Origin of the sequence: Curtobacterium sp. MCSS17_006, assembly GCF_003234215.1 — a bacterium.
Classification (GTDB): domain Bacteria; phylum Actinomycetota; class Actinomycetes; order Actinomycetales; family Microbacteriaceae; genus Curtobacterium; species Curtobacterium flaccumfaciens.
Map to the genome: position 1 here is coordinate 157,317 of NZ_QKSO01000001.1, position 22,211 is coordinate 179,527.

At 68.0% G+C, this 22,211-nt stretch carries 20 protein-coding genes; 11 read left to right on the forward strand and 9 right to left on the reverse strand.

The genetic code is table 11. The annotated features are described in order from the left end of the window. Window positions 1-29 precede the first annotated feature (29 nt). The 5 genes from DEJ21_RS18450 (at window position 30) to DEJ21_RS00850 (ending at window position 8,157) form a co-directional block, all read left to right on the forward strand. Entirely contained in the window at window positions 30-4,193 is a 4,164-nt protein-coding gene (locus DEJ21_RS18450; RefSeq protein WP_220036537.1) for a DUF6049 family protein, read from the forward strand. Window positions 4,194-4,287: 94 nt separating this feature from the next. Next, a complete protein-coding gene (trxB, locus tag DEJ21_RS00835; RefSeq protein ID WP_071404123.1) occupies window positions 4,288-5,286 on the forward strand; it encodes a thioredoxin-disulfide reductase in 999 nt (332 codons plus the stop codon). 66 nt (window positions 5,287-5,352) lie between these two features. Next, entirely contained in the window at window positions 5,353-5,679 is a 327-nt protein-coding gene (trxA, locus tag DEJ21_RS00840) for a thioredoxin (protein ID WP_017887828.1), read from the forward strand. A gap of 150 nt (window positions 5,680-5,829) precedes the next feature. Further along, complete coding sequence (locus DEJ21_RS00845; protein WP_111109534.1) at window positions 5,830-7,134, forward strand: PLP-dependent aminotransferase family protein; 1,305 nt, start codon at window positions 5,830-5,832, stop codon at window positions 7,132-7,134. Between the two features lie 60 nt (window positions 7,135-7,194). Continuing rightward, a complete protein-coding gene (locus DEJ21_RS00850) occupies window positions 7,195-8,157 on the forward strand; it encodes a D-alanine--D-alanine ligase (RefSeq protein ID WP_111223415.1) in 963 nt (320 codons plus the stop codon). A 158-nt stretch (window positions 8,158-8,315) separates the two neighbouring features. Here DEJ21_RS00850 and DEJ21_RS17900 read toward each other — a convergent pair whose 3' ends face one another. The 9 genes from DEJ21_RS17900 to rpmH all read right to left on the reverse strand — a co-directional run bounded on the left by DEJ21_RS17900 (window position 8,316) and on the right by rpmH (window position 13,772). Beyond that, the gene (locus tag DEJ21_RS17900) at window positions 8,316-8,618 is read right to left on the reverse strand and encodes a hypothetical protein (protein WP_146247670.1); all 303 of its coding nucleotides are present in this window, start codon (window positions 8,616-8,618) and stop codon (window positions 8,316-8,318) included. 164 nt (window positions 8,619-8,782) lie between these two features. Next, on the reverse strand, window positions 8,783-9,751 hold the full coding sequence (locus DEJ21_RS00855; protein ID WP_111223416.1) for a ParB/RepB/Spo0J family partition protein: 969 nt from the start codon (window positions 9,749-9,751) through the stop codon (window positions 8,783-8,785). Then, window positions 9,751-10,644: a ParA family protein gene (locus DEJ21_RS00860; RefSeq protein WP_269149421.1), complete on the reverse strand. Its 894-nt coding sequence runs from the start codon at window positions 10,642-10,644 to the stop codon at window positions 9,751-9,753. Before DEJ21_RS00860 ends, DEJ21_RS00855 begins: the two co-directional genes overlap by 1 nt. 81 nt (window positions 10,645-10,725) lie before the next feature. Then, on the reverse strand, window positions 10,726-11,385 hold the full coding sequence (rsmG, locus tag DEJ21_RS00865) for a 16S rRNA (guanine(527)-N(7))-methyltransferase RsmG (protein WP_111223417.1): 660 nt from the start codon (window positions 11,383-11,385) through the stop codon (window positions 10,726-10,728). Further along, the gene (locus DEJ21_RS00870; RefSeq protein ID WP_111223418.1) at window positions 11,382-11,882 is read right to left on the reverse strand and encodes a R3H domain-containing nucleic acid-binding protein; all 501 of its coding nucleotides are present in this window, start codon (window positions 11,880-11,882) and stop codon (window positions 11,382-11,384) included. Before DEJ21_RS00870 ends, rsmG begins: the two co-directional genes overlap by 4 nt. Continuing rightward, on the reverse strand, window positions 11,883-12,851 hold the full coding sequence (gene yidC / locus DEJ21_RS00875) for a membrane protein insertase YidC (RefSeq protein ID WP_111223419.1): 969 nt from the start codon (window positions 12,849-12,851) through the stop codon (window positions 11,883-11,885). A gap of 8 nt (window positions 12,852-12,859) precedes the next feature. Next, the gene (gene yidD, locus DEJ21_RS00880; protein ID WP_111223420.1) at window positions 12,860-13,240 is read right to left on the reverse strand and encodes a membrane protein insertion efficiency factor YidD; all 381 of its coding nucleotides are present in this window, start codon (window positions 13,238-13,240) and stop codon (window positions 12,860-12,862) included. After that, window positions 13,237-13,587, reverse strand: a complete 351-nt coding sequence (rnpA, locus tag DEJ21_RS00885; RefSeq protein ID WP_111028837.1) for a ribonuclease P protein component — start codon at window positions 13,585-13,587, stop codon at window positions 13,237-13,239. The genes yidD and rnpA overlap by 4 nt, the downstream gene beginning before the upstream one ends. A 47-nt stretch (window positions 13,588-13,634) precedes the next feature. Continuing rightward, the gene (gene rpmH, locus DEJ21_RS00890) at window positions 13,635-13,772 is read right to left on the reverse strand and encodes a 50S ribosomal protein L34 (protein WP_022889115.1); all 138 of its coding nucleotides are present in this window, start codon (window positions 13,770-13,772) and stop codon (window positions 13,635-13,637) included. A gap of 514 nt (window positions 13,773-14,286) precedes the next feature. On the opposite strand from rpmH, the gene dnaA reads away from it, so the two are divergent. The 6 genes from dnaA (at window position 14,287) to gyrB (ending at window position 22,208) form a co-directional block, all read left to right on the forward strand. Continuing rightward, a complete protein-coding gene (gene dnaA, locus DEJ21_RS00895; protein WP_071404155.1) occupies window positions 14,287-15,741 on the forward strand; it encodes a chromosomal replication initiator protein DnaA in 1,455 nt (484 codons plus the stop codon). Between the two features lie 407 nt (window positions 15,742-16,148). Beyond that, window positions 16,149-17,294: a DNA polymerase III subunit beta gene (gene dnaN, locus DEJ21_RS00900; RefSeq protein ID WP_027466916.1), complete on the forward strand. Its 1,146-nt coding sequence runs from the start codon at window positions 16,149-16,151 to the stop codon at window positions 17,292-17,294. Window positions 17,295-17,365: 71 nt separating this feature from the next. After that, window positions 17,366-18,253: a phosphogluconate dehydrogenase (NAD(+)-dependent, decarboxylating) gene (gene gnd, locus DEJ21_RS00905; RefSeq protein WP_071404132.1), complete on the forward strand. Its 888-nt coding sequence runs from the start codon at window positions 17,366-17,368 to the stop codon at window positions 18,251-18,253. Between the two features lie 31 nt (window positions 18,254-18,284). Continuing rightward, complete coding sequence (gene recF / locus DEJ21_RS00910; protein ID WP_111223421.1) at window positions 18,285-19,571, forward strand: DNA replication/repair protein RecF; 1,287 nt, start codon at window positions 18,285-18,287, stop codon at window positions 19,569-19,571. After that, window positions 19,571-20,071 (forward strand): DUF721 domain-containing protein, encoded by a 501-nt coding sequence (locus DEJ21_RS00915; protein ID WP_027466919.1) that lies wholly within the window; start codon window positions 19,571-19,573, stop codon window positions 20,069-20,071. Before recF ends, DEJ21_RS00915 begins: the two co-directional genes overlap by 1 nt. A gap of 133 nt (window positions 20,072-20,204) precedes the next feature. Next, on the forward strand, window positions 20,205-22,208 hold the full coding sequence (gene gyrB / locus DEJ21_RS00920) for a DNA topoisomerase (ATP-hydrolyzing) subunit B (RefSeq protein ID WP_111022498.1): 2,004 nt from the start codon (window positions 20,205-20,207) through the stop codon (window positions 22,206-22,208). Window positions 22,209-22,211: the final 3 nt, after the last annotated feature.

The window sequence follows — 22,211 nt, forward strand, 5'->3', positions numbered from 1 at the left end:
CCGAACCGACCCCGTGGCCCGCTCCCCGTATGCAGATGCTCCGCACCACGCTCGCCGCAGCCGCGTCGACCCTCGTCGCGCTCGGCCTGGTCGTCGCGCCCGTCACAACCGATCACGCCTCGGCCGCCACGGTGTCCGTAGCCAAGAGCCACGTCGCCGATCCGGCCGCCGCAGACGCGGGCAAGGCGACCATCTCGATCGCCCCCGCGAACCGTGGCGTCGTCCAGCGCGACCAGGACCTCACCCTGTCGGTCACCGTCACGAACGACACCGACGCGGCACTGCCGGCCGGCACCGCGGAGTTCGACATCTTCCGCTCGGTGAGCACGCGCGACGTCCTGGCGAGCTGGCTCGGCGACACCACCACGACCGGTTACCTCGGCGCCCCGATGGACTCCGTGGACATCCCGGCGATCCCGGCGCACCGTTCGATCACCATCGACTCGGTCGAGATCGTCTCCGGCAACGTGGCGCTCGGCGGGTACTCCTCGTTCGGCGCCCGCCGCATCGCGGCCGAGTACACGGCGGGCGACGCCTTCGCCGTCGACCGCTCTGCGATCACCTGGTACCCGGACTTCGAACAGGCCCCGGTCAGCGTCTCCGTCGCGATGCCGATCACCGTGCCGAAGTCGACCGACGGCATCCTCACCGCCCCCGTGCTCGCTGCCGCAACCTCGGTCGACGGCACGCTCACGCAGCAGCTCGACGCCGCCGAGGACCACAACGTCGCCGTGGCGGTGGACCCGCGGATCATCGCCTCGATCCGGATCCTCGGCGACAACGCCCCGTCGAGTGCGATCACCTGGCTGCAGCGTCTGGAAGCACTGCGCAACGAGACCTTCGCGCTGCCCTACGCCGACGCCGACGTCACCGGCCTGCGCCAGGCCGGGTCCGACGGCATCCTGTCGCCGATCTCCCTCGACCAGTCCGTCAAGTCCGAGAACTTCCCCGGCGCAGAGACCCCGGCACCGACTCCGACGGCCACACCGGGGCAGACCTCGTCGCCGGCCCCCACCGAGGCCTCGAGCGACGGCACCACCACCGACGACGGTGCCGACCAGGCGCAGGAGACGCTGCCGACCACGGAGTCCCTGCTCGACTTCCCGTACTCGATGGACTCGATCGCCTGGCCGACCGAGGGCACGGTGTCCTCCGCCGACCTGCCCGCCCTCGAGCGTGCCGGCACGAAGACCACCATCGTCTCGAGCGGCAACACCTCGGCCGGCGCGGACACCACCATCACCGCGTCCGAGAAGATCGGCGACGACCACGTGCTCGTCTCCGACCAGTCGATGTCGTCGATGCTCCGCCGAGCCGCCGCCGCCACCGACCGGCAGACCTGGTCGTCGACGATGTCCGAGCTCACCGCGACGCTGGCCACCTCGGCCCGTGCCGCCACCGCCACGGGGCCGATCCTGCTGACCCTCGGGCGCGAGTGGCCGTCCGACTCCACCCGGCTCAGCCAGGCGCTGGACGCCCTCGAGAGCACCGCCTGGGTCGCCCCGGCCGACCTCTCCACCGCCTCGAAGGCCGTCGCCGGGTCGCTCACGCTCGCCAGCGCGTCCACCGGCGAGGCCCGCATCGACCAGCTGCAACGACTCGTGCGGGGGGAACAGGGGCTCTCCGCGTTCGCGACGATCCTCGGCGACCCAAACCAGCTCACCGCGCCCGCCCGGCTCCGTCTGCTCGCGCTCGCCTCGAACGCGTGGCGCGACGACGACCAGGGCCTCGCCGCCGCGGTGGAGGCCCGCACGGCCGCCTGGGCGAAGAGCACCACCGAGGTCGGCATCGTCGACTCGAGCAGCCTCACCCTGCTCGGCGACCGGTCGTCCCTGCCGGTGTCGATCCGCAACAGCTCCGCCTACCCGGTCACGGTGCACCTGTCCGTGCAGCCGTCCAACTCGGCGCTGCGGGTCGTCCGCAACGACATCGTCGTCGAGATCCAGCCCGACTCCTCCACCCGTGCGACCGTCCCCGTGCAGTCGGTCGCGAACGGCAAGGTGGAGTTGACGATGTCGCTCTCGAGCCCCACCGGCGTCGCCGTGGCCGAGCCCGCGACCGTCGAGCTGAACGTGCAGGCGCAGTGGGAGACGGTCATCACCGCGGCCGCCGCGATCGCCCTGATCGGCATCTTCGGCTTCGGCATCTTCCGCAGCATCCGCAAGCGCATCCGCCGCCGCAACGGCGAACTCGACGACGAGGACGACGACGACCCGAACCGCCCCCTTGCGGTCCAGCCGACGGTCGGGGGCGCGCAGGCGTCCACCACCCGGCCTGGAGGCACGGATCACCGCTCCGGAGCGGCCCCCGCCCCCAGCGTGGCCGCGTCCACGGCCGGCACGGCCACCGGAGCGGCGGCCTCAGCCCCGGCTGCAGAGACGGCTGCAGAGACGACCGCGGCGGTGGACCAGGGCCCCCTGCAGGACGCCATCGCGCGCGCCGGAGCCGAGCCGCGCCTCCCGTCCGACGCCGCACGCAACACCGTCGCGGACGACCGCGACCCCGAGGAGCCGACCATCAGCACCAGCCAGCCCCAGCCCGACGTCGACGCCGAGCCGGTCGCCGAGCGCAGCCTCGGCCGGGCGAGCGCGATGCTGGCCGCCGGCACGATGCTGTCGCGCATCCTCGGCTTCGCGAAGACCTTCGTGCTGGCGTACGCGATCGGGCAGACGCAGTCACCGGCGGCGGATGCGTTCGCGGTGTCCAACCAGCTCCCGAACAACATCTACGCGCTGATCGCGGGTGGCCTGTTGTCCGCCGTGCTCATCCCGCAGATCGTGCGTGCGATGAAGCAGCACACCGACGGTGGCACGGCCTACGTCAACAAGATCGTGACGCTCGGCGGATCCCTGTTCATCGTCATCGCAGTCGTCGCCACCCTCATCGCCCCACTGCTCGTGCAGGTGTACGCGCAGACCGCCTCAGGCGAGGGCAAGGGGTTCACGCCCGGTCAGATCGACCTCGCGGTGGCGTTCGCGTTCTGGTGCCTGCCGCAGATCCTCTTCTACGCGATGTACTCCCTGCTCGGCGAGGTCCTCAACGCGAAGCAGGTCTTCGGCCCGTTCACGTGGGCGCCGCTCATCAACAACGTCATCTCGATCGCCGGGCTCGTCGTCTTCATCGCCATGTTCGGCGGCAGGGCCGCGAACTCCGGCGTCGACGACTGGACTCCGCTCAAGATCGCTGTCCTCGCCGGTAGTGCGACCCTGGGCGTCCTCGCTCAGGCCGCCTTCCTGCCGTTCTTCTGGCGCCGGGCTGGCCTGAGCTTCCGACCTGACTTCCGCTGGCGTGGGGTCGGCCTGAAGTCGACGGGCACGGCGGCCGGCTGGCTGTTCGCGATGATCCTCGTCACCCAGCTGGCCGGCATCGTGCAGTCACGCGTCGCATCGCTGGGTTCCGGTGCGGCGGGCAACGCGGTGCTGCAGAACGCCTGGCTGCTCTTCATGCTGCCGCACTCGATCATCACGGTCTCCATCGCGACGGCGTACTTCACACGGATGAGCCACGACGCGGAACGCGGCGACCTCGACGCCGTGCGGAAGAACCTGTCGCTCTCGCTGCGGATCGTCGGACTGTTCACCGTCTTCGCGTCGATCGCGCTGATGGTCGTCGCCGTGCCGTTCGGACGCATGTTCTCCAACACCTTCGACGGGGCGCTGTCGATCGGTGCGGTCCTGCTGGCCTACATGCCGGGGCTCGCGCTCTTCAGCATGTTGTTCATCATCCAGCGCGTCTTCTGGGCGATGCACGACCACCGGACGCCGTTCCTCATGCAGTGCGTCCAGTCGGTGCTGTTCGTGATCGGTGCCCTCGCGGTCAGCACGCTCCCGAACGAGGCGATCGGTGTCGCGATCGCAGCGTGCACCACCCTCGCGGGCACCGCGCAGACGATCGTCGCCCTGGTGCTCGTCCGCAAGCGGCTCGGTGGCATCGAAGGACCCGTGGTCACCCGTTCGCACGTGCAGTTCGTCATCGCCGCGCTCATCGCGGGCGTCGTGGGACTCCTCGTCGTGAACTTCTTCGGGTCGTTCTCGGCGAGCGGCTTCGCGATGGCCGACTTCACCGGAGCGGCCATCACCCTCGTCCTCGCCGGCGCGGTGATGGCAGCCGTGTACTTCGGAGCCCTCGTCGTCGCGAAGAACGGTGAGATCGGCAACGCCGTCCGGATGCTCCGCAGCAAGCTCGGCCGCTGATCCCAGCCGCGCACCGCACGCTCACGGGGCGTGTGGAATGCCTCGCCGGTACGATGGGTTGACCCGGTCAGACGCAACGGAAGGGCAATCAGGCATGCGCCAGCTCATCATCATCGGTTCCGGCCCGGCCGGGTTCACCGCCGGCATCTACGCAGCGCGCGCAGAGCTCAAGCCGCTCATCGTCGCCTCCAGTGTCGAGACGGGCGGTGAACTCACCAAGACGACCGAGGTCGAGAACTTCCCGGGCTTCCCCGAGGGGATCCAGGGCCCCGACCTCATGATCAAGATGCAGGAACAGGCCGAGAAGTTCGGTGCCGAGGTCCTGTACGACGACGCCGTCTCCGTCGACCTCACCGGCAAGGTCAAGAAGGTCACCGTCGGCTCCGGCGAGACGTACGAGGCCCTCGCGGTCATCTACGCCACCGGCTCCGCGTACCGTCACCTCGGCCTCCCCGACGAAGAGCGCCTGTCCGGCCACGGTGTCTCGTGGTGCGCGACCTGCGACGGCTTCTTCTTCCGTCAGAAGAACATCGCCGTCGTCGGTGGTGGCGACTCCGCGATGGAAGAGGCGACGTTCCTCACCCGCTTCGCCGACAAGGTGACGGTCATCCACCGCAAGGACTCCCTGCGTGCGTCGAAGATCATGCAGGACCGCGCGATGAACGACCCGAAGATCGAGTTCGCGTGGAACAAGGAGGTCACCGGCATCACGGGTGACTCCGCGGTCGAGGGCGTCACGCTCAAGGACACCGTGACGGGCGAGGAGTCCGAGCTCGCGCTGGACGGCCTGTTCATCGCGATCGGCAACGACCCGCGCACGCACCTGATCCACGGCCAGATCGACATCGCGCCCGAGGGCACGATCGCCGTCCAGGGCCGCTCGTCGAAGACCAACCTGCCGGGTGTCTTCGCCGCCGGTGACGTCATCGACCCGTCCTACCGTCAGGCCATCACGGCTGCCGGTTCGGGCACGGTCGCCGCGCTCGACGCCGAGAAGTACCTCGCCGAGCTCGACGACGCACTGACGGACGAGGCCGAGGGCGTTGCCCCGACCGAGCCCGCCATGGTCGACGTCATCGCCGCCCGGGCCTGACCCGCCTCGGAATACCACGACGGCATCGCCGTTGTACCCCCTGAACGACTTCTCGAAGGAGCACACATGTCCAACGCCAAGGCTGTCACCGACGCCACCTTCTCGGACGAGGTCCTCAAGTCCGACAAGACGATCCTCGTCGACTTCTGGGCCGAGTGGTGTGGCCCGTGTCGCGCGGTCTCGCCGATCCTCGACCAGATCGCCGAAGAGCACGCCGGCAAGATCGAGATCGTGAAGCTCAACGTGGACGACAACCCCCAGTCGGCCATGAACTACCAGATCACGTCGATCCCGGCGATGAAGGTCTTCAAGGGCGGCGAGGTCGTCAAGACCGTCATCGGTGCCAAGCCGAAGCCCGCACTCGAGGCCGACCTCGCCGAGTTCCTCGCGTAGGTCGCCCCACCCGAACGGCCCCGCTCTCCCCGGAGAGCGGGGCCGTTCTCGTCCGGAGCCACCGGATGACGATCGGCCTCGTCGCGGAACCCTGGTTCCCCGGGCCGATGTCGTAGTGTGGCGGGAATGTCCCACTGAACGGAGCACTCGATGACGAACGGCAACAGCCTCGACCCCTGGTACGACTCCTACGCCCAGCGCACCGCCGGGCTGAGCGCCTCCGAGGTCCGAGCCCTGTTCGCCGTCGCCTCGCGCCCCGAAGTGGTCTCGCTGGCCGGCGGCATGCCGTTCGTCTCCGCGCTCCCCAGAGAGCTCGTCACGGGCTCCCTGGACCGTGTCATGAACGAGCACTCCGCCATGGCGCTCCAGTACGGCGGCGGACAGGGCCTGCGGTCCCTCCGCGAGCACATCGTGGACGTCATGAGCCTCGAGGGCATCCGTGCCAGCGCCGAGGACGTCGTGGTCACCACGGGCTCGCAGCACGCCCTCGACCTCGTCACACGGCTCTTCATCGACCCGGGTGACGTCGTGCTCGCCGAGTCACCGTCGTACGTCGGCGCGATCGGGGTCTTCCGGTCGTACCAAGCCGAGACGGTGCACGTCACGACGGACGAGTTCGGTCTCGTCCCCGAGGCGCTGCGCGAAGCCATCGCGAACCTCCGCACCCAGGGCAAGCGGATCAAGTTCCTCTACACGATCCCGAACTTCCACAACCCGGCCGGCGTCACGATGAGCCGCGAGCGCCGCATCGAGGTGCTCGACATCTGCCGGTCGAACAACATCCTCGTGCTCGAGGACAACCCGTACGGGCTCCTCTGGTTCGACGAGCCGGCGCCGCAGGCGATCCGATCGATCGACGAAGAGGGCGTGGTGTACCTCGGCTCCTTCTCGAAGACCCTCGCACCGGGCTTCCGCGTCGGCTGGGCGCTCGCACCGCACGCCATCCGCGAGAAGCTCGTGCTCGCCAACGAATCGGCCGTGCTCGCGCCGAACTCCTTCGGCCAGTACGTCGTGAACGCGTACCTCGACGCCGCGGACTGGAAGGGTCAGGTCGACACCTTCCGGGGCATCTACGCCGAGCGCCGTGACGCCATGCTGTCCGCACTGGGGGAGTTCCTGCCCGACCTGTCCTGGACGAAGCCGAACGGTGGCTTCTTCGTGTGGCTGACCCTGCCCGAGTCGCTCGACTCCAAGGGGATGTTGCCGCGCGCGGTCAAGGAGCTCGTGGCCTACACGCCCGGTACGGCCTTCTACGCGGACGGACGCGGCGGCGGACACATCCGTCTGTCGTTCTGCTACCCCACTCCGGAGCAGATCCGGGTGGGCGTCAAGCGTCTGGCCAACGTCGTCAACGACGAACTCGAACTCATCGAGACGTTCGGCCCGACGACCCGCCCGAACACCGTGGTCCGCGAGACGTCGTCCGTCAGCGCACCGCCGCCGAACATCTCCTGATCAGCGCTTTTCCTCAGTGCTGATCGCACAGCACCGCAGTTCCACACCGGAGGACCCCGCATGGCCGAGCTCACCCGTCGTCACGTCGTCGTCGTCGCCGGAGGCATCTCGCACGAGCGCGATGTCTCCCTCCGCTCCGGTCGTCGGGTCGCCGACTCACTGACCGGCTACGGCTGGCAGGTGGACTTGCGCGACGCCGACGCGATGCTCCTGCCGGCTCTCACCGAATCACGCCCGGAGGTCGTGTGGCCGGCGCTGCACGGCGCCTCCGGAGAGGACGGGGCCCTGCGGGGCATCCTGGAGGCTGTGGACATCCCGTTCGTCGGCTCACGTTCGACGTCGGCTCGGTTGGCATGGGACAAGCCCACGGCGTCAGCACTGGTCGCCCGCGCCGGCGTCCGTACCCCTCGTTCGGTGACGCTCTCCCACGACGTCTTCCGTGAGCTCGGTGCCGTCGGTGTCCTCGAGGCCATCGCAACCGAGCACCCGGTGCCGCTCGCGGTGAAGCCGGCGCGCGGCGGGAGTGCGCAGGGCGTGACCCTCGTCGACGACGTCAAGGACCTGCCCCGGGCCATGGTGACGGCGTACACGTACTGCGACGACGTCGTGGTCGAGCAGCTCATCCGTGGCACGGAGGTCGCCGTGGGGATCATCGACACCGGCGACGGCCCCGTGGCGCTCTCCGCCGTGGAGATCGTGCCGCGCAACGGTATCTACGGCTTCGAAGCGCGCTACAACGCGGGGGAGACGACCTTCTACACCCCCGCACGACTGTCCGATGAGTTCGCCGGAGCAGCCGCGGAGGCTGCGGTGGCCGCGCACGTAGCTCTGGGACTCCGGCATCTGTCCCGCGTCGACCTGATCATCGACGGGGCCGGCACACCCTGGTTCCTTGAGGCGAACGTGCTCCCCGGGCTCACCGAGACGTCACTGCTGCCGCAGGCGCTGTCCGCGTCCGGGTTCGACCTCGGCTGGACCTACGCCGAGCTCGCCGAGCAGGCCATCCGGGACCACCGCGCCTGACCATGCAGCCGATGTTCCACGTGGAACACCGGCACGTGCTCTGCACCTGCCCCTCGAACGGGCCCAAATGTTCCACGTGGAACGACGGCATTGAGTGACTTCCCTGCTTCGCGAGGCGAGGTGTTCCACGTGGAACATCTCGCCATGAGGATCTTCACTCAGCGCCGGTGTTGGCACCCGGCGCGTTCGGCGGGCCCCGAGGCGCCCGAACCGCGTGAACAGACGATCGGAGAGGCCTTGACGTCAATCTCCACGTTTCGCTGCCGCACGCCCTTGTTCGCAAGCATCGAAGCTTCGACCCCCTCAACTGGCAATCCGAGGTAGCGCGTCGGATCGTCCGCTCTGCAGTCGCGGCTGGCGGAACGCGATCCCTCGAGAGCGAACTCACGGAACCTCGGGTCGACCGCTCGGAAGAACGTCCCGCGGATCGCTGGCACGAAGGGCGAGCCGATGGTGGTCACGTCGCCACCATCTCACCTGAGGCCAACCACCCTCACTACTCGAGCAGCCGCGTCGAGCACGCTGTGTTTCCACCAGAGCTGCCGGGTTGAGTCGCAGGTGCGCCGACCCCAGCCCGACCGTCGCAGGGGCTCACAGCGCCGCACAGCGCCGCATACGGCCTGGTTCAGCCCTCGAGGCCCTCAACCCCGAGCTCACCGAGGATCCGGTTGAGGTCGTCGCCGTTCGCGAAGTCGATCGTGACGGAACTCTTGCGAACACCGACTGCGATCTTCACCCGCGTGTTGAGGCGATCACCGAGCCGTTCAGCGAGATCGTTGAAGTGTGCCTGGCGCTTGGACGGCTCGGTCTTCGGCTTCGCCGGCGGCGTCTTCACGGAGAGTTGCTGCGCGATCGCCTCGGCAGCACGGACGGACAGGTCCTCGTTGACGATCTTCTCGGCCAGGTACTCCATCGCCTCGGCGTCCGGAGCGGCGAGGATGGCGCGAGCATGTCCGGCAGAGAGCACGCCTGCGGCCACTCGCCGCTGCACGGGGGAGGGGAGCCGCAGGAGTCGGATCGTGTTCGTGATCTGCGGGCGCGATCGACCGATGCGCTGTCCGAGCTGTTCCTGGGTGATCCCGAAGTCCGCGAGGAGCTGCTGGTACGCCGATGCCTCTTCCAAGGGGTTGAGCTGCGCCCGGTGGAGGTTCTCCAGCAGCGCGTCGCGCAGCATCGCGTCGTCGGGGGTGTCCTTCACGATCGCGGGGATCGTGCTCAGGCCGAGTTCCTTCGTGGCCCGCAGACGGCGCTCACCCATGATGAGCTCGTATTGGGGCTCGGTACCCGTCGCGCCGGGGATGGGCCGGACGACGATGGGCTGCAGCACGCCGATCTCGCGGATCGAGTGCACGAGCTCCTGGAGCTCCTCCTCGCGGAACTCCTTCCGCGGCTGCTGCGCGTTCGGGATCACGTCGAGCGGATTGAGGTTGGCGAGTCGAGCTCCCGGCACGGCCACCAGCTCGTCCGCGGTCGGAGCGGATGCCGGCGAGCCACCGGTCGGGAAGAACACGTCGACGGGACGGTCCTGCTGATCGGTCGCCGTCGGGATCAGGGCGCCGATGCCTCGGCCGAGTCCAGTTCGCTTCGGTGCCATCAGTGCTTCGCTCCTCGTGCTGCGATCTCGGCGGCCGCTTCCAGGTAGGACAGCGACCCGGTGGAGTTCACGTCGTACGCGACGACGCTCTGCCCGTAGCTCGGTGCTTCGCTCACGCGGACGGAGCGGGGGATCATCGCCTTGAGGACCTGGTCACCGAAATGCTCCCGGACGTCGTTCGCCACCTGGTTCGCCAGGTTCGTGCGGCCGTCGTACATCGTCAGCAGGATTGTCGAGACTCGGAGGTTCGGGTTGAGGTGTCGCTCGATCAACTCGATGTTCCGCAGCAGCTGGCTCAGCCCTTCGAGCGCGTAGTACTCGCACTGGATCGGGATGAGTACCTCTTGTGCGGCAACGAAGGCGTTGATCGTCAACAGGCCCAGCGACGGCGGGCAGTCGATGAAGACGTAGTGGTACGGCTCGTCCAGCGACTGCAGGTACATGTCGAGCGCCGTCCGGAGACGCTGCTCACGTGCCACCAGTGACACGAGCTCGATCTCGGCGCCGGCGAGGTGAATGGTGGCCGGCACACACCAGAGCGTGTCCGACTCGGGGGAGGCCTGCACGGTGTCGGCCATCGGTGCCTCGTCGACGATCACGTCGTAGATGCTCGCGACCTCGGCCTGGTGATCGACACCCAGCGCGGTCGAGGCGTTGCCCTGCGGGTCCAGGTCGATGACGAGCACACGGGCGCCGCCATGGGCGAGACCCGCTGCCAGGTTGACGGTCGTCGTCGTCTTGCCGACGCCACCCTTCTGGTTGGAGACGGTGATGATCCGTGTCTCGGAAGGGAGCGGAAACTGCTGCGTGGCGATCGCGCGCCGGCGACGGTTCAGGTCGGCGATCTCGCGAGCGAGCGGTGTCGACGCGTCGTAGTCGGTCGATGAACTCAACGAGTGCCTCTTCCCCGGTTCGATGTTTCACGTGGAACGCGGAGCCACTGGCGGCCGGATGACCCGGCCCGAGCCGCAGCGTCAGTCAACTGTAGCCCGGAAGACGCGGGTGGTCTCGTCGACAACACCTTCTCCGAGCTCGAGCACCTCGACATCAGAGAGGCGCTTCCGAAGGATGACCTTGCGGGCCTTCTCGATCTCTTCGTCGACACGCGCACCCTTCATCAGGATGAGCTGGCCGCCGGAGCGGACCAGCGGCACGGTGAGGGGGATGAGCTTCGACAGGGCGCTGACGGCGCGTGCAGTGACCTGGTCGACCACGACGTCGTCCGCTACGTCCTCGGCACGGCCACGGAGCACCGTGACGTTCTGCAAACCGAGCCGGTCAGACTCAGCCCGGAGCCAATCCGTCCGGCGCTCCATCGGCTCGATGAGGACGAACTCGACGTCCGGACGGGCGATCGCGAGCACGAGACCCGGCAACCCTGCACCCGAACCGACGTCGGCAACGCGACCCCGGGCCTCCAGGAGGGGTGCGAGCAACGCAGAATTGAGGATGTGTCGCGTCCATAAGCGAGGCAGCTCGAGCGGGCCGATCAGGCCCAGCTCCTCACCCCGCCGCGCGAGCTCGTTGGTGAACGAGCGCGCAACCTCGATCTGGTCACCGAAGAGTGCTGCAGCCGCCGCGGGCTCAACTTCGAGCACGGGCGCTGCATCGGTCGGGACGGGTGCGTCCGTCATCGCGTGACGACCGTGTGGCGGTCCCGACCCTCACCCTCGGACTCCGAGTGGAAGCCCTTCTCAGCGACCAGGTCGTGCACGAGCTTGCGCTCGTACGACGACATCGGGGGGAGCGCAGCCGACGACGAACCGGCTTCGATGCGCTCGACAGCGGTGTCAACCAGCCGCTGCAGCTCGTCAGCACGGGCGTCCCGCGAGCCACCGACGTCGAGGATGAGCCGGCTGAACTCTCCGGTCTCCGCCTGCACGGCGATCCGCGTGAGCTCCTGCAGCGCCGTCACGGTGTCGGGCTTCGACAGCACGCGGAGTGCCTCGCCGTCATCGGTGACCGACAGGTACACACGACCGGCGCGTTCCTCGATCTCGATGTCGCCGTCGAGGTCGCAGATGTCGAGGAGCTCCTCGATGTAGTCCGCTGCGATGTCCGCTTCGTCGCGGGCGTCCTCGGTCTCGGTCTCCGTCGCCTCGACGGCGCCTGCGGTGTCCTGCTCGGTCACTTACTTCTTCCCGTTCTTCTTCTGGCGCTGCTTGCCGACCGGCTGCTGACGCTGGGTGGTGACGCGCACGGGCTCGATCTCCGTCGCACCGGCGCCGGCACCAGCCTCGGCGAGGACCGGGGTGGCCGTTCCGCGACGCTGTGCCTTCTTGGCCAGACGGGCTTCACGAGCCAGAGCGGCTTCGGAGCCGGGAGTAGGCATGCTGCGGATGACGAAGTACTGCTGCGCCATCGTCCAGAGGTTCGAAGCGAGCCAGTAGAACATGACGCCGAGGGGGAAGCTCAGGCCGGAGATCACGAAGACCAGCGGGAGGATGTACAGCATCATCTTCTGCTGGCGGTACATCGGAGACTCCTTGGTCTCCGGCGACATGTTCTTGGCGACGAGCTGCAGCTGCGTGATGAACTGCGACGCTGTCATCACGACGATCATGAAGCCCGCGATCGCACGGACCTCCCACCCGGAGGCGTTCGTGAAGGTCTCGTGGAGCGGAGCGCCGAACAGGGCCGCGTTGCCGAACGACGCCGCGAGGTCGTTGGTCAGCAGGCCGATGCCCGTCTTGTTGATCTGGGCCTCGTGCAGCACCGAGTACAGCGAGAAGAAGATCGGCATCTGCAGCAGCAGCGGCAGGCAGGAGCTGAGCGGGTTGGTCCCGGTCTCCTTGTAGAGCGCCATCGTCTCGCGGCTCATGGCCTCACGCGAGAACTGGTCCTTCTTGCCCTTGTACTTGTCCTGGATCTTCTTGAGCTGCGGCGCGACCTCGAGCATGCGGCGCTGCGACTTGATCTGCCGGACGAAGATCGGGATCAGCGCTGCGCGCACCACGAACGTCAGGAAGATGATCGAGAGCACCCACGTGATGCCCTCGTTCGGGTCCATGCCGATGCTCTCGAAGATCCAGTGGAAGCCGACGAGGATGGCCGAGACCACCCATTTGAGCGGCCAGAGGACGAATCCGATGATGTCCATGGGGACGGCTACGCCTTTCGAGTGCGCTGGGGGAGCAGGACCGGCCGGGCCGTTCCGACCGCGGGGTGCGGCTGCTGCGGGATCGGCGCGAGGACGAACCCGAACCGGTTGACGAGGAACGGGTGACGACGTTCCTTGACGTCGTCGATGCCACCAGCAGCCCAGGGGTTGCAACGGGCGATGCGCCAGGCGCCCATGGCGGATCCGCGGACGACGCCGTACTGCTGGATCGCGTCGAGGGCGTACCGGGAGCACGACGGGTGGTAGCGGCAGACGTTGCCGTACAGCGGGGAGATCACCGCACGGTAGGCCCGGAGCACGACGACGCACGCGTTGCGTGGGAGCAACGCGATGACCCAGGCAAGCCGGGTCCACAGAGTGCGGTTCATGCTGCCTTCTCCACCCCGCGCGCGAAGGAGCGCGTGACGTCTTCGAGCAGGGTAGGCCATCCGGCCTGCGATGCGGCTGGCAGTACACGGACCACCACGTCGAAGCCCTGGGGGGTCTCGGCGAGCAGGTCGTGCGCGATCGCCTTCAGCCGCCGCCTGATCAGGTTCCGGGTCACGGCGTTCCCCACCGTCTTCGCGACGATGAAGCCGAACCGCGTCGGTCCGTTGCGGTCTGCCGGCTGACGGACCACGGACACGACGACGTGCGCCGTGGCGCTCTTGCGACCACGACGCACGACGTTCCGGTAGTCATCTCCGCGCACGATGCGGTTGGCGCTGGCCAACACTGCGACGCCGGGGTCAGACCGAGGACCGGATCAGGCGATGAGCCTGATCAGGCCGAGAGCTCGGTGCGGCCCTTGGCGCGGCGCGCCGACAGGATGGCGCGGCCAGCACGCGTCCGCATGCGGAGGCGGAAGCCGTGCTTCTTGGCGCGGCGGCGGTTGTTCGGCTGGAAGGTGCGCTTGCTCATGATGTTCTCCACACGGCTGCTCGCGGCGAGCCGTCACGTATGTGTAGCCGTCCGGGTGTCGAACGACGCAGATGGGCGCGACCAAAGGGCCGCAGTCAACTGGTTAACGGTACGTGACAGCGGCGAGCAGGTCAAACCCCGCCCGGACCGGTTGCGTCGGCGCCGTCGGGTCTGCCGTCGCTCGAGCCCATTCTCCACATTGGGGACAACTTCCGTTCGGTGGGACTCGGTCCGGTCCTTTACAGTGGTGTGATCGATCGCCCCGATGGCCGGTACGACAGGGAAGTACTCCTGTCGGACGGCTCGAGGTGGTCGTGGACAACACTGTGGACAACCCTGTGGGAACCTCCGCGGCAACGAGGCGTCGACGAAGCCCCCGGAGCCACCGACGATCCGCCGGCGACGACCTGGTCCCGAGTGCGGTCGCCGAGGACGCCACGGCATGTCCGACCCCGCAGGACGCACCCTCGTTCGGCAGTGAACGCACGACACGACCCCTGGAGACGAGCGCGACATGACGATGCCGGCCGACCCCGTCGAGGACCTCTGGTCATCCGTACTCGGACTCCTCGCCGAGGACCCCCGCATCACGCCGCAGCTCCACGGGTTCCTGAACCTGGTCGAGCCGAAGGGCGTGCTCGCCGGCACCCTGTACCTCGAGGTCCCGAACGACCTGACCCGGGGCATGCTCGAACAGCGCATCAGGATCCCGATCACGGAGGCGGTCGGTCGCATCGGTGACGACTCGGTCGCGAACTTCGCGATCACGGTCAACCCCGACATGGCGTCGGAGCCGCGGGTGGACCCGAACGTCCCCGAGTACGCCGAGCCCGTGCAGGAAGCCGTCGAGCAGAGTGCCGCTCCGCGCCAGTACATCGAGGCGCCGTTCGTCCCGAGCCAGATCGACTCTCCCGGCACCAGCGGTCGGCCCGAGTCGCGACTCAACCCGAAGTACAACTTCGACAACTTCGTCATCGGCTCGTCGAACCGGTTCGCGCACGCGGCAGCGGTCGCCGTGGCCGAAGCACCGGCCAAGGCCTACAACCCGCTCTTCATCTACGGGGACTCCGGGCTGGGCAAGACCCACCTGCTCCACGCCATCGGGCACTACGCCGAGAGCCTCTACCCGGGGATCCGCGTCCGGTACGTGTCGAGCGAGGAGTTCACCAACGACTTCATCAACTCGATCGCGAACAACCGCTCGAACCAGTTCCAGCAGCGGTACCGCGACATCGACATCCTGCTGATCGACGACATCCAGTTCCTGCAGGGGAAGGACTCCACGCAGGAGGCCTTCTTCCACACGTTCAACACGCTGCACGACCACAACAAGCAGGTCGTCATCACGTCCGACGTCGCGCCGAAGCACCTGACCGGGTTCGAGGACCGGATGCGATCGCGCTTCGAGTGGGGCCTGATCACCGACGTGCAGGCGCCCGAGCTCGAGACGCGCATCGCGATCCTCCGCAAGAAGGCACAGTCCGACCACCTGCAGGTGCCCGACGACATCCTCGAGTTCATGGCATCGAAGGTGTCGAGCAACATCCGCGAGCTCGAGGGCACCCTGATCCGGGTCACCGCGTTCGCCAGCTTGAACCGGACGGCGGTGGACATGGCCCTGGTTCAGACGGTCCTCAAGGACCTGATCACCCTCGACGAGGACAACGTCGTCGCGCCGACGGACATCATCAACCACACCGCGGAGTACTTCAAGCTCTCCGTCGACGACCTGTACGGGTCGTCCCGCTCCCAGGCGATCGCCACGGCACGCCAGATCGCGATGTACCTGTGCCGTGAGCTCACGAGCCTGTCCCTGCCCAAGATCGGGCAGCTGTTCGGCAACCGGGACCACACCACGGTGATGTACGCGAACAAGAAGATCACCGAGCTGATGAAGGAGCGTCGGTCGATCTACAACCAGGTCACCGAGCTCACCAGCCGCATCAAGCAGGACCGCCGCTACCGCTGAGATCGGCCCGTTCCCGGCCCCATCCACCATCTGAGACGGTTCCATGGGCCGGAGTTCTCACAGTGTGGATAGCCTGTGGATAACTGTGGAGGACACGCCGCCCGGTTGTACACAGGTGGGGGGTCACCTGTGGAGACTGGGGATGGAAGTGGATAGATGAGATTCATTCATCCCGTTAACGCTCACACACCGCTCACAAGTCACAAGCGTGTAGTTCCCTACTGCGGAGCGGGATGCACAGGGTTATCCACAGTGTGCACAGGCGTTAACACCATTACTCCTGGTTAACGATCAATCTCCGCGGGACAACCTTGTGGACGGCGGGATGACAAGAAATCCGGCTCCCGTCCGCCTGTGCCAGAATGGGGCGGCCGGACAGTCCAAGCCGATCGACAGGGGTTCCAGCTGTGAAGTTCGAGGTCAACCGGGACGTCTTCTCCGAAGCCGTCTCCTTCGCAGTGAAGCTCCTCCCGCAGCGCACGACCCTCCCGATCCTGTCGGGCGTCCTGATCCACGCCGACGGAGATCGTCTGACGCTCTCGTCGTTCGACTACGAGGTGTCGGCGCAGACGTCCATCTCGGCCCAGATCGACGAGCCGGGCACGGTCCTGGTCTCCGGTCGGCTGCTGAACGACATCGCGAGCCGGCTGCCGAACGCCCCCGTGTCGTTCACCACCGAGGACGCCAAGATCTCCGTCTCCTGCGGGTCCGCGCACTTCACGCTGCTGTCCATGCCGGTCGAGGAGTACCCGACGCTGCCGGAGATCGGGCCGCAGACCGGTGTGATCCCCGGCGACGCGTTCTCCGAAGCGGTGTCCCAGGTCGCCGTCGCCGCCAGCCGCGACGACGTCACCCCCGTCATCACGGGCGTGCAGCTCGAGGTCGGCGACAACGACCTCTCCCTCATCGCGACGGACCGCTACCGCGTCGCCGTCCGCACCATCGCGTGGGACTCCGGCCGAGTCGGCTCGGACCCCCTGCACGCACTGGTCCCGGCCCGCACCCTGCAGGAGGTCGGCCGCACGTTCGGTTCGGCGTCCACGGTGTCGGTGTCGATCAGCGGCAACTCCGACCGCGAGCTCATCGCGTTCCACGCCGACGACAAGACCGTGACGTCGTTGCTCATCAAGGGCAACTACCCGCCGGTCCGCCGGCTCTTCCCCGAGACCGTCAACGACCACGCGGTGATCAACACCGCGGAGCTCGTCGAGGCGGTCCGACGGGTCTCTCTCGTCCTGGAGCGCGAAGCGGCGCTCCGGTTCTCCTTCACGGTCGACGGGCTCACGCTCGAGGCGATCGGATCCGAACAAGCGCAGGCGTCAGAGTCGATCAGTGCGTTGTTGACCGGCGAGGAAACGGTGGTCTCGTTGAAGCCCGCCTTCCTCCTGGACGGGCTGAACGCGGTGCACTCCGAGTTCGTCCGCATCTCCTTCACCAAGACGGAGAACCCCAACAAGCCGGGCCCGGTGCTGATCACCGGCCAGACTTCGCAAGAGGCCGCAGCGACCGATGGATACCGGTACCTGCTGCAGCCGAACCTGCTGCTGCGATAGGCGCAACAGGCAACCTGCGCTGGCGCACACCACCGGCAGCATCAGCGCGACGACGAACAGAAGAGGAAATCATGCACATCGGTCTTGTCGGCCTTGGTCGCATGGGCAACAACATGCGTGCCCGTCTCCGCAACGCAGGGATCGAGGTCACCGGGTACGACGCCAACCCCGCCGTCTCGGACGTCGCCGACCTCGGCGCCCTCGCCGCTGCCCTCCCGGAGGGCAAGCGTCTCGTGTGGGTCATGGTCCCGCACGGCAAGATCACCGACGACGTGATCACCGACCTGGCCGGCGTCCTCGGCGAGGGCGACCTGGTCATCGACGGTGGCAACTCGAAGTGGCTGGACGACACCACGCACGCCGAGCAGCTCGCTGCGCGCGGCATCCGCTACATGGACGTCGGCGTCTCCGGTGGCGTCTGGGGCAAGGACAACGGCTACGGCCTCATGGTCGGCGGTGACGCCGCGGACGTCGAGTTCGCGATGCCCGTGTTCGACGCGCTGCGCCCCGAGGGTCCCCGTGAAGAGGGCTTCTCGCACGCCGGCCCGATCGGCGCCGGCCACTACGCGAAGATGGTCCACAACGGCATCGAGTACGCGATCATGCAGGCGTACGGCGAGGGCTACGAGCTCCTCGAGGCCAAGGACCTGATCACCGACGTCCCCGCCGTGTTCGCCGGCTGGCAGCGCGGAACGGTCGTCCGTTCCTGGCTGCTCGACCTGATGGTGCTCGCGCTGAACGAGGACCCGAAGCTCGACGAGCTCGAGGGCTACGTCGAGGACTCGGGTGAGGGCCGCTGGACGCTCGAAGAGGGCATCGAGCTCGCCGTGCCGATGCCGGCGCTCTCGGCGTCGATCTTCGCGCGCTTCGTCTCGCGCCAGGGCAGCGCCTCGCCGACGATGAAGGCCGTCGCGGCGCTCCGCAACCAGTTCGGCGGTCACGCCGTCAAGAAGTCCTAGGACTTCCCGGGGGAACCCGGACTCGGCCCGCGTGCACGTCGACCATCTCCAACTGACCGACTTCCGGAACTACCGGGAGGCGGACGTCGACCTCGCACGCGGGCCGAACCTGTTCGTCGGGCGCAACGGACAGGGCAAGACCAACCTGGTCGAGGCGATCGGCTACCTTTCCACCCTCGGCTCGCACCGCGTCCCCACCGACGCAGCGCTCGTCCGTCAAGGATGCGACGCCGCGATCGTCCGGGCTCGTCTCGCGCACGAGGACCGCAGCATCCTCGCCGAGGTGCAGATCAACCGCACCGGTGCCAACCGTGCGCAGGTGAACCGGTCGGCGATCAAGCCGCGGGAGCTGCCGCGCTACTGCACGAGCGTGCTCTTCGCCCCGGAGGACCTCGCCCTCGTGCGGGGCGAGCCGGCCGGGCGACGCCGGATGCTCGACGAGCTGCTCGGCCAGATCGCACCGCGGATGCAGGGCGTGCTCGCCGACTACGACCGCACGCTCCGCCAGCGGAACACCCTGCTGAAGTCGGCCCGTGCCACCGGCGCGAAGGCGAACGCCCTGTCGACGCTCGACGTCTGGGACGACCGGCTCGTCGGACTCGGCGCCGAGATCGTCGGGGCCCGTGACCACCTGACCCGGCGGCTCGCACCCTTCGTGGCCGAGGCCTACGCGACCGTCGCCGGTGAACACCACGACGCCTCGATCACCGGCGTCCTGTCCATCCGCGGTGGCGACCCCGAGTCCGCGGCGGCGACCGACCCCGTGCTCGGGACCCCGGACGAGCCCGTCACGGTCGCGTCGGCTGCCGAAGCGTTCGCGGCCGCCCTCGAGCGTCGTCGCCGTGACGAACTCGACCGCGGGCTCACCCTTGTGGGGCCGCACCGGGACGACGTTCTGTTCCAGCTCAACGGATTACCGGCCCGCGGGTACGCGAGTCACGGCGAATCCTGGTCCTTCGCGCTGGCCATCCAGCTCGCGAGCGCCTCGATCCTGCGCGCCGAGTCGAACCTGGGCGACCCGATCATCATCCTCGACGACGTCTTCGCCGAACTCGACGAATCGCGGCGGGAACGGTTGGCGAACGCCGTCGCCGACTACGAGCAGGTGCTCATCACGGCCGCGGTCTTCGGTGACGTGCCCGGGAAGCTGGCGGCGCACACCGTGCGGATCGAGGCGGGCACGATCGTGACCGACGAGGCGGACGCGACCCGGGCCTCCAGTCCGGCGACGGACGCGACGGACGGGACCGACGCGATCGACGCGGCGGACGCGACCGTCGCGGACAGCAAGACGGACCCGACCGAAGCCGAAGCCTGATGCCGAAGCCCCGCAAGCCCACCGAACCCTCGCAGGTCTACCGCCACCTGCGCGCGGTGTTCGGCGACCCGTCCAAGCGCGGCACCGATGCCCGCCGCCGCCGTGCCCGCGAGTTCGACGCCGACACCGTGCCGTACGGGCGCGGCCGCGAGCCGAAGGGCCTCGCGGACATCGTCGGTTCGCTCGCCCAGGAACTCGGTTGGACCGAACCCCTCGCCCGCTCCGAGCTCTTCGTGGACTGGCCGAGCGTCGTCGGCGAGGAGCTGGCGAAGCACTCCCGACCGGTGACCATCGAGGACGGCGCACTCGTCATCCGGTGCGACTCGACGGCCTGGGCGACCCAGCTCCGACTGATGCGTGCGACGGTCACGACGACCATCGCGGAACGGCACCCAGAAGCCGGGGTCGAGTCGATCAGGGTTTCCGGCCCGGACGCCCCCACGTGGAAACGCGGCCCCAGGACGGTCCAGGGGCGCGGTCCTCGCGACACCTACGGTTGAGGCGACGAAATCATCCTGGAGTGCCAGAAAAGCCCGTCTGCGGGGCAGATGAGCCCTCGAAAGAGGGGGCTCTGCGGTAGACTGGGAGGTGCAGTGCGCGGGCGTTCCGCGCGCAGGCAGGAGCACGCTCGACATGGCAGCAGAATCTGAAGACGACCGGCAGAACCCGCTCGGCGCGGAGACCCCGCAGAGCGAACCGTCCTACGGCGCAGACCAGATTCAGGTGCTCGAGGGGCTCGAGGCCGTCCGCAAGCGCCCCGGTATGTACATCGGTTCGACCGGCCCCCGCGGTCTGCACCACCTGGTCCAGGAGATCGTCGACAACTCCGTCGACGAAGCCCTCGCTGGGTACTGCGACACCATCGACGTGAGCATCCGTGAAGACGGTGGCGTCCGCGTCGTCGACAACGGCCGTGGCATCCCGGTCGACGTCCACGCGGCCGAGGGGGTCTCGACCCTGCAGGTCGTCCTCACCGTCCTGCACGCCGGCGGCAAGTTCGGTGGTGGCGGCTACGCCGTCTCGGGCGGTCTGCACGGCGTCGGTTCGTCGGTCGTGAACGCGCTGAGCTCCGAGCTCGACGTCGAGGTCCGTCGCCAGGGCCACGTCTGGCGCCAGAGCTACACCGACGGTGTCCCCGTCGCGCCCGTCTCCAAGGACGAAGAGACCGACGAGACCGGCACGACGATCACGTTCTGGCCGAACGCCGAGATCTTCGAGTCCGTCGTCTTCGACTACGAGACCCTGCGCACCCGGTTCCAGCAGATGGCCTTCCTGAACAAGGGCCTGCGGATCAACCTCCGCGACGAGCGCGCCCCGGAAGAAGGGGAAGAGGCCCGCAACGACACCTTCATGTACGAGCGTGGTCTCGCCGACTACGTCGAGTACATCAACGCGCAGAAGAAGGCCGACCTCGTCCACCCGGACGTCATCGGCTTCGAGTCCGAGGACCCGGAGCGCAAGATCGCGCTCGAGGTCGCGATGCAGTGGAACACCTCGTACCAGGAGAGCGTCCACACCTTCGCGAACACGATCAACACGCACGAGGGCGGCACCCACGAAGAGGGCTTCCGCGCCGCGCTGACGACCCTCGTCAACCGCTACGCGCGCGACACGAAGATCATCAAGGAGAAGGACGACAACCTCACGGGTGACGACATCCGCGAAGGGCTGACGGCCGTCATCTCCGTGAAGCTCGGCGAGCCGCAGTTCGAGGGGCAGACGAAGACCAAGCTCGGCAACACCGAGGCGAAGTCGTTCGTGCAGCGCGTCGTCGGCACCGAGCTGACCCACTGGTTCGAGAGCAACCCGACGCAGGCACGCGACGTCGTCCGCAAGGCGATCCAGGCGTCGCAGGCGCGGCTCGCTGCCCGCAAGGCGCGCGAGACCACCCGCCGCAAGGGGCTGCTCGAGTCTGGCGGCATGCCCGGCAAGCTCAAGGACTGCCAGTCGAAGGACCCGACCGTGTCGGAGATCTTCATGGTCGAGGGCGACTCCGCCGGCGGTTCCGCCGTGCAGGGCCGCAACCCGATGACCCAGGCGATCCTGCCCCTGCGCGGCAAGATCCTGAACGTCGAGAAGGCCCGGCTCGACCGCGCCCTCGCCAACCAGGAGATCCAGTCGATGATCACGGCGTTCGGTGCCGGCATCGGTGAGGACTTCGACCCGGACAAGGCCCGGTACCACAAGATCGTGCTGATGGCCGATGCCGACGTCGACGGCCAGCACATCACCACGCTGCTGCTGACGCTGCTGTTCCGCTACATGCGTCCGCTCATCGAGCACGGCTACGTGTACCTCGCGCAGCCGCCGCTGTACCGCCTGAAGTGGTCGAACTCGGCGCACGAGTACGTGTTCAGCGACCGGGAGCGCGACGCCCTGATGCAGGCCGGCCTCGCAGCCGGCAAGCGCATCCCGAAGGACAACGGGATCCAGCGCTACAAGGGCCTCGGCGAGATGGACTACAAGGAGCTCTGGGACACCACGATGAACCCGGACACCCGCACGCTCCTGCAGGTCACGCTGGAGGACGCGGCTGCGGTCGACAGCACCTTCTCGACGCTGATGGGTGAAGACGTCGACGCACGTCGCCAGTTCATCCAGCAGAACGCCAAGGACGTCCGCTTCCTCGACATCTAACGG

Bases quoted from the DNA above. Each gene is read 5' to 3' on its own strand.
- DEJ21_RS18450 (WP_220036537.1), top strand. From the start codon at position 30: ATGCAGATGCTCCGCACCACGCTCGCCGCAGCCGCGTCGACCCTCGTC.
- trxB (WP_071404123.1), top strand. From the start codon at position 4,288: ATGCGCCAGCTCATCATCATCGGTTCCGGCCCGGCCGGGTTCACCGCC.
- trxA (WP_017887828.1), top strand. From the start codon at position 5,353: ATGTCCAACGCCAAGGCTGTCACCGACGCCACCTTCTCGGACGAGGTC.
- DEJ21_RS00845 (WP_111109534.1), top strand. From the start codon at position 5,830: ATGACGAACGGCAACAGCCTCGACCCCTGGTACGACTCCTACGCCCAG.
- DEJ21_RS00850 (WP_111223415.1), top strand. From the start codon at position 7,195: ATGGCCGAGCTCACCCGTCGTCACGTCGTCGTCGTCGCCGGAGGCATC.
- DEJ21_RS00855 (WP_111223416.1), bottom strand. From the start codon at position 9,751: ATGGCACCGAAGCGAACTGGACTCGGCCGAGGCATCGGCGCCCTGATC.
- rsmG (WP_111223417.1), bottom strand. From the start codon at position 11,385: ATGACGGACGCACCCGTCCCGACCGATGCAGCGCCCGTGCTCGAAGTT.
- yidC (WP_111223419.1), bottom strand. From the start codon at position 12,851: ATGGACATCATCGGATTCGTCCTCTGGCCGCTCAAATGGGTGGTCTCG.
- yidD (WP_111223420.1), bottom strand. From the start codon at position 13,240: ATGAACCGCACTCTGTGGACCCGGCTTGCCTGGGTCATCGCGTTGCTC.
- rpmH (WP_022889115.1), bottom strand. From the start codon at position 13,772: ATGAGCAAGCGCACCTTCCAGCCGAACAACCGCCGCCGCGCCAAGAAG.
- dnaA (WP_071404155.1), top strand. From the start codon at position 14,287: ATGACGATGCCGGCCGACCCCGTCGAGGACCTCTGGTCATCCGTACTC.
- gnd (WP_071404132.1), top strand. From the start codon at position 17,366: ATGCACATCGGTCTTGTCGGCCTTGGTCGCATGGGCAACAACATGCGT.
- DEJ21_RS00915 (WP_027466919.1), top strand. From the start codon at position 19,571: ATGCCGAAGCCCCGCAAGCCCACCGAACCCTCGCAGGTCTACCGCCAC.
- gyrB (WP_111022498.1), top strand. From the start codon at position 20,205: ATGGCAGCAGAATCTGAAGACGACCGGCAGAACCCGCTCGGCGCGGAG.